General features: G+C 61.7%; 13 protein-coding genes and 1 tRNA gene. 5 read left to right on the forward strand and 9 right to left on the reverse strand.

The genetic code is table 11. From position 1 onward, the window contains the following. Positions 1 to 11 precede the first annotated feature (11 nt). The gene (nth, locus tag JET14_RS01140) at positions 12 to 764 is read left to right on the forward strand and encodes an endonuclease III (protein WP_200336432.1); all 753 of its coding nucleotides are present in this window, start codon (positions 12 to 14) and stop codon (positions 762 to 764) included. A gap of 10 nt (positions 765 to 774) precedes the next feature. On the opposite strand, the gene JET14_RS01145 is transcribed toward nth, so the two are convergent. The 6 genes from JET14_RS01145 to JET14_RS01170 all read right to left on the reverse strand — a co-directional run bounded on the left by JET14_RS01145 (position 775) and on the right by JET14_RS01170 (position 7,123). Continuing rightward, complete coding sequence (locus tag JET14_RS01145; protein WP_200336433.1) at positions 775 to 1,632, reverse strand: D-amino-acid transaminase; 858 nt, start codon at positions 1,630 to 1,632, stop codon at positions 775 to 777. Between the two features lie 111 nt (positions 1,633 to 1,743). After that, entirely contained in the window at positions 1,744 to 2,448 is a 705-nt protein-coding gene (locus JET14_RS01150) for a sulfate transporter family protein (protein WP_200336434.1), read from the reverse strand. 126 nt (positions 2,449 to 2,574) lie between these two features. Beyond that, on the reverse strand, positions 2,575 to 3,012 hold the full coding sequence (locus tag JET14_RS01155) for a hypothetical protein (protein ID WP_200336435.1): 438 nt from the start codon (positions 3,010 to 3,012) through the stop codon (positions 2,575 to 2,577). A gap of 131 nt (positions 3,013 to 3,143) precedes the next feature. Beyond that, positions 3,144 to 3,686: a hypothetical protein gene (locus tag JET14_RS01160; protein WP_200336436.1), complete on the reverse strand. Its 543-nt coding sequence runs from the start codon at positions 3,684 to 3,686 to the stop codon at positions 3,144 to 3,146. A gap of 250 nt (positions 3,687 to 3,936) precedes the next feature. Beyond that, on the reverse strand, positions 3,937 to 6,105 hold the full coding sequence (locus JET14_RS01165; RefSeq protein WP_200336437.1) for a malate synthase G: 2,169 nt from the start codon (positions 6,103 to 6,105) through the stop codon (positions 3,937 to 3,939). Between the two features lie 112 nt (positions 6,106 to 6,217). Beyond that, positions 6,218 to 7,123 carry a LysR family transcriptional regulator gene (locus JET14_RS01170; RefSeq protein ID WP_200336438.1) on the reverse strand — a complete coding sequence of 302 codons (906 nt, stop codon included), beginning with the start codon at positions 7,121 to 7,123 and terminating at the stop codon, positions 6,218 to 6,220. A 134-nt stretch (positions 7,124 to 7,257) separates the two neighbouring features. Here JET14_RS01170 and JET14_RS01175 point away from each other — a divergent pair, with 134 nt between their 5' ends. Continuing rightward, entirely contained in the window at positions 7,258 to 7,884 is a 627-nt protein-coding gene (locus JET14_RS01175) for a class I SAM-dependent methyltransferase (RefSeq protein WP_200336439.1), read from the forward strand. 65 nt (positions 7,885 to 7,949) lie between these two features. Then, on the forward strand, positions 7,950 to 8,711 hold the full coding sequence (locus JET14_RS01180) for a molybdopterin-synthase adenylyltransferase MoeB (protein WP_200336440.1): 762 nt from the start codon (positions 7,950 to 7,952) through the stop codon (positions 8,709 to 8,711). 5 nt (positions 8,712 to 8,716) lie between these two features. Here the strand turns inward: JET14_RS01180 and JET14_RS01185 are convergent, their stop codons facing one another. From JET14_RS01185 to JET14_RS01195, 3 genes are all read right to left on the reverse strand, one after another. Continuing rightward, on the reverse strand, positions 8,717 to 9,052 hold the full coding sequence (locus tag JET14_RS01185; protein ID WP_200336441.1) for a TIGR01244 family sulfur transferase: 336 nt from the start codon (positions 9,050 to 9,052) through the stop codon (positions 8,717 to 8,719). Positions 9,053 to 9,089: 37 nt separating this feature from the next. After that, positions 9,090 to 9,977 (reverse strand): MBL fold metallo-hydrolase, encoded by an 888-nt coding sequence (locus tag JET14_RS01190; protein ID WP_200336442.1) that lies wholly within the window; start codon positions 9,975 to 9,977, stop codon positions 9,090 to 9,092. A 149-nt stretch (positions 9,978 to 10,126) separates the two neighbouring features. Continuing rightward, the gene (locus JET14_RS01195) at positions 10,127 to 11,896 is read right to left on the reverse strand and encodes a sugar phosphorylase (RefSeq protein ID WP_200336443.1); all 1,770 of its coding nucleotides are present in this window, start codon (positions 11,894 to 11,896) and stop codon (positions 10,127 to 10,129) included. 357 nt (positions 11,897 to 12,253) lie between these two features. On the opposite strand from JET14_RS01195, the gene JET14_RS01200 reads away from it, so the two are divergent. Next, complete coding sequence (locus JET14_RS01200) at positions 12,254 to 12,601, forward strand: hypothetical protein (protein ID WP_200336444.1); 348 nt, start codon at positions 12,254 to 12,256, stop codon at positions 12,599 to 12,601. 275 nt (positions 12,602 to 12,876) lie between these two features. Continuing rightward, positions 12,877 to 12,952: transfer RNA gene (locus JET14_RS01205), tRNA-Phe, on the forward strand. The last annotated feature ends 130 nt before the right edge of the window (positions 12,953 to 13,082 follow it).

The following is a 13,082-nucleotide window of genomic DNA, read 5'->3' on the forward strand; positions in this document are numbered from 1 at the left end:
ATCAGAAAAAGATGACAAAAGCCAAGCCACAAGTGAGCACCCAAAGGGCGAAAAAGTCAAATCCGGCGTCAACCGGCAAGCGTCCGCCCGCCCGCTCGGCCTATTCGAAAGACGAAATCCGCGAGATATTCCGGCGGTTTTCGGTGCAGCGGCCGGAACCGAAGGGCGAGTTGGAGCACACCAATCCCTTCACCCTTCTGGTGGCCGTGGTGCTGTCAGCCCAGGCGACGGATGTGGGCGTCAACAAGGCGACAAGGGCGCTGTTTGCGGTGGCCGACACGCCGGAAAAGATGGCGGCGCTCGGCGAGGAGAAGCTTGCCTCCTATATTCGCACCATCGGGCTTTACCGCAACAAGGCGAAGAACGTGATTGCGCTCAGCGAGCGTCTGATCGCCGATTTCGGCAGCGAGGTGCCGAAGACGCGCGAGGAACTGGTGAGCCTTCCCGGCGTCGGCCGCAAGACCGCCAATGTGGTGATGTCGATGGCGTTCGGGCAAGCGACGATCGCGGTCGACACCCACATCTTCCGCATCGCCAATCGCATCGGCCTTGCGCCGGGCAAGACGCCGGATGAGGTGGAGGCGAAACTGGAAAAGATCATTCCGCCCGACTACCTTTTCCACGCCCACCACTGGCTGATCCTGCACGGCCGCTATGTCTGCAAGGCCCGCAAGCCGGACTGTCCGGCCTGCGTCATCGCCGACATCTGCAAGGCGGCGGAAAAGACGTCGGAGATGCCTGCGCCGCTGGCGCCTTTGGTGTGACGCCTAACGCTCAGATCGCATTCGCCCGGCGGTCTTCGATATAGAGCTCCCGCAGTTTCAGGCTGATTTCGCCCGGCTTGCCATCTCCGATCTTCTCGCCGTCAATGGCGACGACGGGCGTCACGAAATTGCTGGCCGAGGTAAAGAAGGCTTCCTTTGCCGCCTTGACCTCATCAACGGAAAAGGGGCGCTCTTCCACCTTGAAGCCGTTGCGGGCGGCGATCTCCAGCGCCGAGGCGCGGGTGATGCCGGGAAGGACCACGCGCGACAGCGGGCGGGTGACGATGACATCGTCGGCGGTGACGATATAGGCGGTGGCGGAGGTCTGCTCGGTGACGAAACCGTCCTTCACCAGCCAGGCATCGTCTGCGCCCTTGTCATGGGCTTCCATTTTGGCAAGGCTCGGGTAAAGAAGCTGAACCGTCTTGATATCGCAGCGCCCCCAGCGCAGGTCCTCGAGCGTGACCACGGTAATGCCCTTTTTCGCCGAGGCGGATTCTATCACGTTCTTCTTCTGGGTGAACATGGAGAAGGTCGGTGCCATGTCCTTTTCGAACATGAAGTCGCGATCGCCGGGGTTGCCGCGCGAGACCTGAAGATAGATCAGGCCTTCGCGCATGTCGTTGCGTTCGGCGATCTCCCGGTGCAGCGCCAGCAGTCCATCGTCATCGACAGGCAGTTTTATGCCGATTGCATCGGTGGAGCGTTTCAGGCGGGCGGCGTGGCCGGGGTAATCCAGAAGCTTGCCGTCGAGCACGCAGGTGACCTCATAGATCGCATCGGCAAAGACATAGCCGCGGTCGAAGATCGACACCTTGGCTTCTGTCTCCGGCAGCCATTCCCCGTTCAGATAAACGATGCGCCCCATTTCTAAGCTCCTGTTCGCCCTTTTCACCATGAATTGGTCATAACCTTGTCGGGTCTTCGATTCAAGGCCGTATTCTTCGTCGTTCGTTGCGAAAATATTGATTTCAGCGCATCAAACCACTGCGTCTTCCCTCATCCGCTTGACGATATGCACCATGAAGGCCGTGGCAAACAGCGGCGTCGCCAGGTTGACGATCGGGATCGCGACAAACCCGGCAACGACGAGGCCGGCGAGAAACACGGTGAGGCCTCTTTCGCGCCGCAATGCGCGGGCGGCGGCGGGCCCCATGAAACGCATTGCCGCGAATTCGAAGAACTCCCGGCCGAGAAGATAGCCGTTGACCAGGAAGAAGGCGACCAGATTGACGCCGGGGACGAGCAACAGCAGCAGCGCGAGGATATTGCCGAGGATGACGATGCCGAGGAATTTCAGCGCTTCCTTCATCGCCGTGAACACCGGCAGGGCGGTGCCGGGCGGGTCATCCGGGTAGTGCAGGCGCTCGATATGCTCGGCCGCGTCATCGAGAAAGATGCCGGCGACAAAGGCGGAGACCGGCGCCATCAGAAGCGCGATCCCGAGCGCCAGGCCCACGGCAGCGAAGATCAGCAGCACGAAGGTGATCCAGCCCGTCCATTCCGGCATCGTCGGAAACAGGTTGGCAAGGAAGGGGAAGGCCAGCCACAGGAAAAGCGAGCGGATGGCAAACCACAGCGCGACGAGGCAGAGCAGGGAAAGGCCCAGCACCTTCCACAGGATGCCGCGCATCTTGGGATCGATCAGGTCCAGAAGCGCTTGACGCGCCGCACTCAAAAGCATCGGCAATATCCCGGGCTTGGCGCCCGCTGCGCGGGCCTTCCCTCTCGATTTAGGTCACCGACCGCCGCCCTGCAAGCGCCCGCCTGGAGCGCAGTGCGTCCATTCGGGCGCAGAAAGGACGATGCGCTAGTCGAGCTTCAGACGGTCGACGGCGCTGTCTGGCAGGAAATGGTGCGAGGTGTTGAGCCAGAGGACGAATTTGAGTTCGCCGTCGGGCATGCGTTCGACGATCCAGTCCTCGCCAACCGTCGCGCGCAGCGGCGGTCTGCCGTCCTCCTCGGGAAAATGCGCCTCCCAGTAGAGCGAGCCGATGGCGCGGGCGCGCTCCGGTTCGCTCGACAACTGGGCGATGACGAAATCGCCGAGCTCCAGCCGCTGGAAGGCGAACTGTTCGTGATAGGCGTGATGGTCCTCAAGCGTCATCGACGCGCCGCTCTCCTGCACATAGATGCGGGCGGGATGATAAAGAAAGAACGCCTCGCGCTCGGCGATCTCCCCGCCCTCGCGCAGCGTGTCGCACCATCGCTCGCCGAGAGCGAGAACCTCTTCAACCGTAATAGCCATCTTGACCCCTACATTATTCTTGTCTGGCGCAGACCTAGCATGGTGCGGCGGCGAAGAATACGGGGGTGGTGCCGAAGGGAGCGCCTGCATCGCGAAAACCGGACGCCCGCGATACAGGCGCTGGCCGTTTGTCAGGAGTCGGAGCCCGGCTGCTGCTGCTGGGACAGCCAGTCAAGGCTGGCGTGGAGCCCGGTCAGGTCGGCGGTCGCCACCTCCTGGGTGTCGGGGCCCAGATAGCTGACCATGATCTCGTCGCGACCGACGCGGGCGGCCGCCAGCACCGGCTGGACGATCGCCTGGTCGCGGGTCACGTAACCGCCTTCGGCATCGTCCTTCTTCAGGTCCTTGACCATGATCGAGACGATGTCATGCCCATCGACGGCGATCGTGAACACGCCGTCGCGATTGAGCGTCTCCATCCCGGTGATCGTCGGCAGCACCATCATCACCGGCGCATGGGGCTTGTCGGCCTTGACGAAGGAGGGGATCGCGAGCCCGCCGTCATCGGCCGGCATCTGGCTGGTGGTCAGACGGCAGGTCATCGCACTGTCGCAGGCCGCGTTCCACGTGCCCCCGGAATCAAACATTTCCGCGGCCGAGGCAGCGGTCTGAAGAGAGACAACACCAATGACTGTCGCGGCCAGACCCGCATAGACGATTTTACGCATCCTCATGAACGTCTTCCTTTCTGCATGTTGACAGCGAGGGGAAGAAGCCAATGATTCCCGTCAAAATTGTGGCGTGAATTTACGCAAAATATTACGGGAATTTAAGGACTTGGCGAAAGCCCCGACGTCTCGGGGGGTTGGTTGGGACAGAACTCGCCGAGATCGGGAAAACAAAATGCCCGGCCGAAGCCGGGCACAATCAAGCCATTGATAAGACGTCATTTTATGCGGACGCAATGCCGCAAGACCTGCCCTCTCAGGCGGCGTCCTTCGCCTTGCGCTCCAGCCTGCGGGCATGGAGCACCGGTTCCGTATAGCCGTTCGGCTGTTCACGCCCCTTCAGCACCAGGTCCAGCGCCGCCTGGAAAGCGACGGATCCGTCGAAGTCCGCGGCCATCGGCCGGTAGGCGGGGTCGCCCTCGTTCTGGCGATCGACCACGGCGGCCATCTTCTTCATGGTCGCAACGATCTGTTCCTCGGTGCAGACGCCGTGGTAGAGCCAGTTGGCCATGTGCTGGGAGGAAATGCGAAGGGTCGCTCGATCCTCCATCAGGCCAATGTCATTGATGTCCAGCACCTTGGAGCAGCCGACGCCCTGGTCGATCCAGCGCACGACGTAACCCAGAATGCCTTGGGCATTGTTGTCGAGCTCGGCCTGGATCTCCTCTTCCGACCAGTTCGGACGCACCGCGACGGGAACCGACAGGATATTGGTGAGGCTGGCGCGCGGCCGGTCCTTCAGCGTCTCCTGCACCTTGGCCACGTCGACGGCGTGGTAATGCGTGGCGTGCAGCGTGGCCGCCGTCGGGGAGGGGACCCAGGCCGTATTGGCGCCGGCCTTCGGTTGGCCGATCTTGGCTTCCAGCATGGCCGCCATCAGGTCCGGCATGGCCCACATGCCCTTGCCGATCTGCGCGTGGCCGGCAAGGCCGCATTCCAGCCCGATATCGACATTCCAGTCCTCGTAGGCCGCAATCCAGGGGGCCGACTTCATGTCGCCCTTGCGGATCATCGGGCCCGCCTCCATCGAGGTATGGATCTCGTCGCCCGTGCGGTCGAGGAAGCCGGTATTGATGAAGACGACCCGGTCCTTGGCCGCGCGGATGCATTCCTTGAGGTTGACCGTGGTGCGGCGCTCCTCGTCCATGATGCCCATCTTCATCGTGTTCGGCTTCATGCCGACGATCTTCTCGACGCGGCCGAAAAGCTCGTTGGCGAAGGCGACTTCCTCCGGCCCGTGCATCTTCGGCTTGACCACATACATGGAGCCGGAGTGCGAATTCATGTGCCGGCCGTTCGTGCCGATGTCGTAAAGCGCGATCAGCGCGGTGATCGCCGCATCCATGATGCCTTCCGGCACTTCGCGGCCGTCGCGGTCGAGGATCGCCGGGTTGGTCATCAGGTGACCGACATTGCGGACCAGCATCAGCGAACGGCCCTTCAGGCTGGCGGGCGTGCCGTCCGGCGCGCTGAAGGCGATGTCGGGGTACAGCTTGCGGGTAAAGGTCTTGCCGCCCTTGGTGACCTCTTCGGTGAGATCGCCCTTCATCAGGCCGAGCCAGTTGGCATAGGCGAGCACCTTGTCCTCGGCATCGACGGCGGCAACGGAATCCTCGCAGTCCATGATCGCTGTGATCGCCGATTCCAGCACGACGTCGTTGATATGGCCGGGGTCGGTCTTGCCGATCATGCCGTTCTGGTCAACGTCGATAATGACATGCAGATTGTGGTTGGAAAAGATCAGCCGGAATGCATCGCCGTCCCTGTCGTCGAAGCCGGCATACTGGCCGGGATCGGCAAGTCCGGTCTCGCCGGCCGCGGTCTTGACGATCAGCACACCGTCGCTGTAGCCGAAGCCGGTGACATCGGCCCATTTTCCGGCGGCAAGCGGGATGTTCTCATCGAGAAAGGCCTTGGCCCAGGCGATCACCTTTTCGCCGCGCTTCGGGTTATAGCCCTTGCCCTTTTCCGCGCCGTCATCCTCGGCAATCGCATCCGTGCCGTAAAGCGCGTCATAGAGCGAGCCCCAGCGGGCGTTCGCCGCGTTCAGCGCATAGCGCGCGTTCATCACCGGGACGACAAGCTGGGGGCCGGCGATCGTGGCAATCTCCGGATCGACATTGTCGGTTTCAACCGAGAAGTCTTCGCCCTCGGGAAGGATATAGCCGATCTCGCGCAGGAAGGCCTCATAGGCCGCCATGTCGGACGGCGCGCCGTTTTCCTTGTACCAGGCGTCCAGTCGTTCCTGCATGGCATCGCGGGTTTTCAAGAGGGCGCGGTTCTTCGGCGCAAGCTCGTGCACGATCTCCGAAAAACCGGCAAAAAAGGCCTCGGGGTCGACCCCGGTTTCCGGAAGCACCTTTTCGGTGAGGAAATCATGGAGCGTCTTGTCGAATTGAAGGCCGTGTTTGTCGATGCGAGCCATGGGAAACGCCTTTTCGGATGAAATGTCTGCCGTCACTGTAGCGCCGCGAGCGACGAGGTCAATTCGGCGCGAATTTGAAATATTGTTTCCGATATGGAGTTAATCGGGGCTATCACCGCCTGCCGGTCGAAAGTTGTGCGAGATGGTCGGCGAGAATATCGTAGACCACGCGGATGCGACGGCTGGAATGAAGCTCGCGATGGGTCACCAGCCAGATCGGCACGGTGATCGACCGGAAGGCCGGAAACACCTCTTCCAGATCGGGAAACAGCGCAACGTCCTCCCTCAGCAAAAGCCCGATGCCGAGACCCGCGCGCATCATTTCCATCACCAGCGTGCCGCTTTCGGTGGTCACCGGGAAATTATCGACGGTCAGCGTGATGCCCTCCTCGGCAAACAGAGGAAGGAGCTGCTCGCGGAACTCGAAGCCGAAGAAGTCCGCCGACTTCAGCTTCTCGATCGTCACCGGTCGTCCGAGACGGTCGAGATAGCTCTTTGACGCATACATCGTCGCGGAGGTGACGCCGACCTGTTTGGCGATCAGTTCCGGTTCGGTCGGGCGCGCATGGCGGATGGCGATATCGGCCTCGCGGCGGATCAGGTCGGAAAGGGCGTTGGAGGTCTTGATGTCGAGCACGATGCCGGGCGCGGCCATGCGGATCTTCGCGACCACGCCCGGCAGGTGGTAGGTGGCCATTGCGTTCGTTGCCGCCAGACAAACCTCGCCTTCCACGGCCTGGGAATGGCCGGAGGCGGCAAGGGAAATACTGTTGGCGGCATTGTTCATGTCCCGCGCGTGGCCGAGAAGCTGGCGTCCGGCCGCCGTCAGCGTCATCGACCGGGTGCCGCGCTCGAACAAGGTGACGCCGAGACTCTCCTCAAGGCCCGCCACCTGGCGGCTCAGCGTCGGCTGAGTGACCTTGAGCGCGCGCGCGGCTGCCGACAAAGAGCCTTCCTCGGCCGTCGCCAGAAAGGCGCGGACCTGGTTCCAGTCATATCTGACAGCGTCCCATATCATCCATTTGCGTATAACAGCTCAAGGAATTTAGGCAATTCCCGCATAGTCTGAAAATCTCTATCACTGCGCACAACATCACGGCGGTTCAGCCACAAATTGAACCGCGCCGCAACACGCCACGCAGGAGCCCGACAATGGCAGCCGACAAGAAAAAGTTCTGGGACAAGATCGCGGAGAAATATTCCCGCGACCCCATCGCCGATCCGCAGTCCTACCAGATCAAGCTCGATATAACGCGCGAGTATTTTCAACCCGACATGCGGGTGCTGGAAATCGGTTGCGGCACGGGCTCGACCGCTCTCTATCACGCGCCCGCCGTCGCCCGAATCGACGCCTTTGATCTTTCCGACACCATGATCGCGATTGCAAAACGGAAGGCTGAGGACGCCGCGGCCACCAATGTTCACTTCCACCAGGGTGACGTGACCGCGATGAACGGCTCGGACGGGCTATATGACGCAGTGATGGCCCATTCGCTGCTGCATCTGCTGGAAGACCGCGAGAGAGTTCTGGAAAAAGTTCACGCCATGCTGAAACCGGGCGGCGTGTTCATTTCCTCCACCGCCTGCCTTCGCGACTTCTCTTTCTATATCAAGGCCGCGATCCCGGTGATGCAGCTGATCGGCAAGGCGCCCTATGTGGGCAGTTTCACCCAGGAAGAGCTGATCAACGAAATGGCCCGCGCCGGGTTCTCCGTTGTCCACCAGTGGCGCCCCGGCAAGAACAAGGCGACCTTCCTCGTCGCGACCAAGGCGCTTTGAGAGAGACAGGACGGCGGCACTGATTTTTGAAGGATGCCGCCGGTTTTCCGTGTTACAAGGTGGCCATGACTGACAGCCAAGCCTTTTCCTCGGAAGAAATCGAACGCTACGCCCGCCACATCGTGCTGCCGGAGATCGGCGGCGCGGGCCAGCAGGCGTTGAAGCGCGCCCGGGTTCTGGTCATCGGCGCCGGCGGGCTCGGCAGTCCGGTCCTGTCCTATCTGGCCGCCGCCGGCACCGGAACGCTCGGCATCGCCGACGATGACGGCGTCAGCCTCTCCAACCTGCAGCGCCAGATCATTCACGACACCGGCTCTGTCGGCGCGGCGAAGACGGAGAGCGCCGCCCGGGCGATCGCGCGCATCAACCCGCATGTGGTCTGCCGTCGGTTTCACGAACGGCTGGACGCGTCGACGATTGGCGATCTTCTTTCAGGCTTCGACCTTCTGGTCGATGGCTCGGACAATTTCGACACGCGCTACATGGCTGCCGATGCGGCCGAACGGGCCGAGGTGCCGCTGGTGACCGGCGCCGTGGGGCGCTTCGACGGATCGCTGACGGTGCTGAAGCCCTATGCGAACGGAGCGGGCGGCAAGGCCAATCCGCGTTACCGCGACCTCTATCCCAAGCGTCCGCCCGAAGGCCTTGTGCCGTCTTGCGCCGAGGCCGGCATCGTCGGGCCCGTCACCGGCGTCATCGGAACACTGATGGCGATGGAGGTGATCAAGCTTGTCACCGGCGCCGGCGAACCGCTCATCGGCAGGCTTCTTCTCTATGACGGGCTTTCCGCCCGTTTCGAGACCATCGCCTATGCCCGGAGGGGGTGAGGCGGTCAGCCGGCCTGCAGGGCAAGCTGGTAGAGGCTGACGCAGCGCCCGCCGGAGGCACAGAAGGCCAGCACCGGTCCCTCGGTCTCTTTCAGGATCTGCTTCAGTTTCGATGCCTGGGTGATCGGTTGGTGGCCGCCGCCGACCGGCACATAGTAGCAGGCAATGCCGGCTTCCTGAGCGGCGACTTCGATCTCGGCATATTTCGGCTGGAAAAAGCCCTCGCCGTCGGGCCGCATGCAGATGACGGCGGCGAAGCCCGCTTTCGCCACTTCCGGCATGTCCCTGGCCTTCAACTGGCCGGCCACGTGGTAGTTGTTGTTGATTGCACGGGTATGCATGCGTGTCTTCCTGGTTTCGGATGGGGAGGTCGGCGCGTCAGAGCGCGTTGACCGGCACTTTCAGCATCAGCCGGCCGTCCTTGTCCTTCGGCACGGCGCCGGCGCGCATATTGACCTGTAGCGAGGGCAGGATCAGCCGCGGCATGGAGAGCGTGGCGTCGCGCTTTTCGCGCATCTCCACGAATTCATCCTCGCTGATGCCGTCATGCAGGTGAATGTTGTGGCGACGCTCCTCGCCGACTGTGGTCTCCCACGCGATGTCGCGGCCGTTCGGGCCGTAGTCATGGCACATGAACAGCCGCGTTTCCTCCGGCAGTTCGAGGACGCGCTTGGTGGAGCGGTAGAGCGTACGGGCATCGCCACCGGGAAAATCGGCGCGCGCGGAGCCGCCATCGGGCATGAACAGCGTATCGCCGACAAAGGCCGCGTCGCCGATCACATGGGTCATGCAGGCGGGCGTGTGGCCGGGCGTGTGCATGACATGCGCGGTCATGCCGCCGATTGCGTAGCTGTCGCCATCGACAAACAACCGGTCGAACTGCGAACCGTCGCGCTCGAATTCCGTGCCTTCGTTGAAGACCTTGCCGAACGTGTCCTGGACGATCACGATATTCTCGCCGATGCCGATGCGGCCGCCGAGCTTCTCCTGGATGTAGGGCGCCGCCGACAGATGGTCGGCATGGACATGGGTTTCGATCAGCCATTCCAGCCGCCAGTCCTTCTCGCGGACCATCGCGATCATCCGGTCGGCGCTCTCGTGGGTGATGCGTCCTGCCGCGTAGTCGATGTCCATGACGCTGTCGATCACGGCGCAGGCGTCCGATCCCGGGTCGCGCACGATGTAGGAGATCGTGTTCGTGGCCGGATCGAAGAAGCCGTGGACCTCCGGCTTGAGGTCGGGCGCGGGCGTAAAGGGCAGGGTCATCTCGGGGGCTCCTCGGGTTTGGTGCGGCAAATTATTAGCGCATAATTCGTATCTACGCAAATATGAATTTATTATGGCAGATGCGATCGCGACCGATCGACTTGCATCGGATTTTCCGACAGGGATCACGGGCCCCGGATCGCGGTCGGTCAGGCGCGGTTGGTGATCCACCGGCACTGGTAGGGAGCGAAGCCGATCCTGGCCCCGTCGACCGTCTCGCCGGTGATCAGATCGATCCAGCGTTCGCCGCCGATGAGATTGAGCGCCATGGCCGGGATTTCGAGCGTCTCGTCGGTCACGTTGTTGATCGCGAAAATGCTCTGGGTGCGGTCGACGCTCTGTCGCCAGAACCCGAACAGTTTCTCTCCGAGATGCAGGGTGAACTGCGTTGCGTTCGGGTGGAAGGCCGGCTGCCGCGTGCGGATGCCGATCCGTTCGCGCATGGCATTGAACACCCTGGCGTGCTGTGTGGTCTCGTCGGCAAGGGCTTCCTGCAGTGCGTCATAGTTCCAGCGGTGGCGGTTGATCGCCCGGTTATGGCCGGACTTCTCCACGCCCTCGTAGTCGTTGCTCGTCGCCAGCAGCGAGTGGATGTAGAAGGCGGGAATGCCTTCCAGCGCCATGGCGATCGTCTGGCTGCAGAGGAAGCGGGCGATGTTGTGTTCGTCCTCGCCCTTCACCGTGCCTTTCAGCGCGTCGAACAGCGAGACATTCATCTCATAGGGTCGCATCGATCCATCGGAGAGCTGGCGCATGGAAACCCTGCCGCCGAAGCTCTTCACCGTCTCGACCATCTCGCCGATCGCCTCGTCGGACAGCAGGCTTTCGGCGGGTCTGAGGCCGATCCCGTCATGGGAGGCGGTGAAGTTGAAATAGGCGCAGCCCATCTGCGCCGGCGGCATCGCCATTTGCCAGGCATTGAGAAACTGCGACGTTCCCGTCATCAGCGCATGCACGATCAGCGGCGGCAGCGAGAAATTGTAGATCATGTGCGCTTCGTTGCGATTGCCGAAATAGCTGAGGTTTTCGACATTCGGCACATTGGTCTCGGTGATGAGGACGATACTTTCCTCGCTGTAGTCGGCGAGCACCCGCATCAGCCGGATGATCTCGTGCGTTTGCGGCAAATGGATGCATGAGGTGCCGACCTCCTTCCAGATGAAGGCGCAGGCATCGAGCCTGATGGTGCGCACGCCGCGATTGATATGGAAGCGCATGATGCGCAGGAATTCGAGCAGGACCTCCGGATTGGAGAAGTCGAAATCCACCTGGTCGTGGCTGAAAGTGCACCACACATGCTTCTCTCCGTCGGCGGTTTCCACCTTGCGCAGCAGCGGATGCGCGCGCGGGCGAACCACGGACGAGAGATCGTCTTCGGGCGACGCGGTAAAGAAGAAGTCCCTGTAGGGCTCGTGGCCCATGCGGAACTCGTTGAACCAGTTGCTCTGGCTGGAACAGTGATTGAGCACCAGATCCGACATCAGCCGGAACTCGCGGCCGATGCGTTCGATATCCTCCCAGCCGCCAAGGCCCGAATCCACCGCGCGATAATCGGTTATGGCAAAACCGTCATCGGAGGTGTAGGGAAAATAGGGCAGGATGTGCACGCCCTTGATCACACCTTTCAGGTTTTCGGTGAGAAAATCCTGCAGCAGCGACAGCGGCTTGTGCTCGCCGTCGATGATCGAATTTCCGTAGGTGATCACATAGGTGTTGTCGGCGCTCCACATGTTGTTGCCGGCCACGCGGCCGCGCTTGCGCGGGACGACGCCATCGCCCCAATAGGCCTCGAGCACCTGCCGCGTCAGCGCGCGGGAATCCTTTTCCGGATAGATGCACTCCAGATGAAGCCGGATGCTTTCCCGCAGCCGCCTGGAAATCACCATGCTTTTTTGCGGCGTCTCAGAAACTGTCGTCATTCTTGTCCTTCTTTCCCCACACGCCAAGGTTAGCATGTCGGTCTTGATTGGCAATCGCCTATCAAGGACAAAACCGCGCTTTCCCGGCCGGTTTTGTTGCAATGCCGCATGCGCGTGGATGCGGGCATGATCGCGTGGGAAGGGCCTTCTCCGGCGTCTCGCCGCAAAGCGGCGCGCCTGCAGAGCCGGGAGGGAGCGATGGTCCGGCGCGGACTTGCGCCAAAAGAAGAGCTTTCAAGATGCTTTCGCTTGTGGTAGTCAAAACGCAATTTTTATTATATATACAGAGAAAAATTAGCGCTATCCGAATTTGATAAATTATGTTGTATTAGTAATATTTAATATTGAAGGTTAATCATGCGTGAATTAAACGCGAATATTCATTTTCTGCCAAAGCACAAAGAGCCCGATCAGCGTCTCATCGCCCATGCCTGTGCGCTTGCCGCGCTCGCAAGGACCGAGTGTTTCCAGATTGCCAGGGCGCTGGAGGCGGGCGGGCTGAGCCGGCTCGACGTCTGCCGGATGACCGGCCTTTCCATCATTGAGGTTGCCGCCGCGATGGCTTCGCTCGTCGCCCATGGCTTGATCCTGGCGCTGCGACAGGGCAGCGAAACGGTCTATGAACTCGCCCATCCCCGGCTCGGGGAGGTTATCCTGCTTGCCGAGGAACTGTCCGGCTCTCGTTCGTGCCATTCGGCGTGCTGAAACGGCCGCTGGCGGTGCCAGAGGCCGAGCGGCGATGCGCATGTCGGGTGGCCTGCCGGGAGGCGCGGCGACGCTTTCCCGCCAGGCCTTTCGACGGCGCCTGCAGCGGTTTTGCCGTGCGGGGCCCGTGCCTCCGGCGGTTGCGACAGGCCCGCAAATTTTCTTGAAAAAACGGAAAATTGCCGCTGGACTTGAAAAAACAAGATGCTATAAACGCGCTCATTCGCGGGCCGAGCTGCCCGCAAAGGCAGCCCGCTATCGATTATCGGGCGCCTGCCCAGATAGCTCAGTTGGTAGAGCAGCGGATTGAAAATCCGCGTGTCCGTGGTTCGAATCCGCGTCTGGGCACCACTTCCTTTGTCTCGTTGCTGTGATTTCCGCCGTCCGTCTGGAGGACGGGTTCTCTGCGGCCGTGCGTTCTTTCGCGGTGGAGGGAACGCGGCCGGCTTCCGCGCGTTTCCATGGGGAAGGCGGCAGCGGA

Origin of the sequence: Martelella lutilitoris (genome assembly GCF_016598595.1) — a bacterium.
Taxonomy (GTDB): Bacteria; Pseudomonadota; Alphaproteobacteria; order Rhizobiales; family Rhizobiaceae; genus Martelella; species Martelella lutilitoris_A.

Bases quoted from the DNA above. Each gene is read 5' to 3' on its own strand.
- JET14_RS01145 (WP_200336433.1), bottom strand. From the start codon at position 1,632: ATGGGGCGCATCGTTTATCTGAACGGGGAATGGCTGCCGGAGACAGAA.
- JET14_RS01190 (WP_200336442.1), bottom strand. From the start codon at position 9,977: ATGACCCTGCCCTTTACGCCCGCGCCCGACCTCAAGCCGGAGGTCCAC.
- JET14_RS01175 (WP_200336439.1), top strand. From the start codon at position 7,258: ATGGCAGCCGACAAGAAAAAGTTCTGGGACAAGATCGCGGAGAAATAT.
- JET14_RS01200 (WP_200336444.1), top strand. From the start codon at position 12,254: ATGCGTGAATTAAACGCGAATATTCATTTTCTGCCAAAGCACAAAGAG.
- JET14_RS01160 (WP_200336436.1), bottom strand. From the start codon at position 3,686: ATGAGGATGCGTAAAATCGTCTATGCGGGTCTGGCCGCGACAGTCATT.
- JET14_RS01170 (WP_200336438.1), bottom strand. From the start codon at position 7,123: ATGATATGGGACGCTGTCAGATATGACTGGAACCAGGTCCGCGCCTTT.
- JET14_RS01155 (WP_200336435.1), bottom strand. From the start codon at position 3,012: ATGGCTATTACGGTTGAAGAGGTTCTCGCTCTCGGCGAGCGATGGTGC.
- JET14_RS01180 (WP_200336440.1), top strand. From the start codon at position 7,950: ATGACTGACAGCCAAGCCTTTTCCTCGGAAGAAATCGAACGCTACGCC.
- JET14_RS01195 (WP_200336443.1), bottom strand. From the start codon at position 11,896: ATGACGACAGTTTCTGAGACGCCGCAAAAAAGCATGGTGATTTCCAGG.
- JET14_RS01185 (WP_200336441.1), bottom strand. From the start codon at position 9,052: ATGCATACCCGTGCAATCAACAACAACTACCACGTGGCCGGCCAGTTG.
- JET14_RS01150 (WP_200336434.1), bottom strand. From the start codon at position 2,448: ATGCTTTTGAGTGCGGCGCGTCAAGCGCTTCTGGACCTGATCGATCCC.
- JET14_RS01165 (WP_200336437.1), bottom strand. From the start codon at position 6,105: ATGGCTCGCATCGACAAACACGGCCTTCAATTCGACAAGACGCTCCAT.
- nth (WP_200336432.1), top strand. From the start codon at position 12: ATGACAAAAGCCAAGCCACAAGTGAGCACCCAAAGGGCGAAAAAGTCA.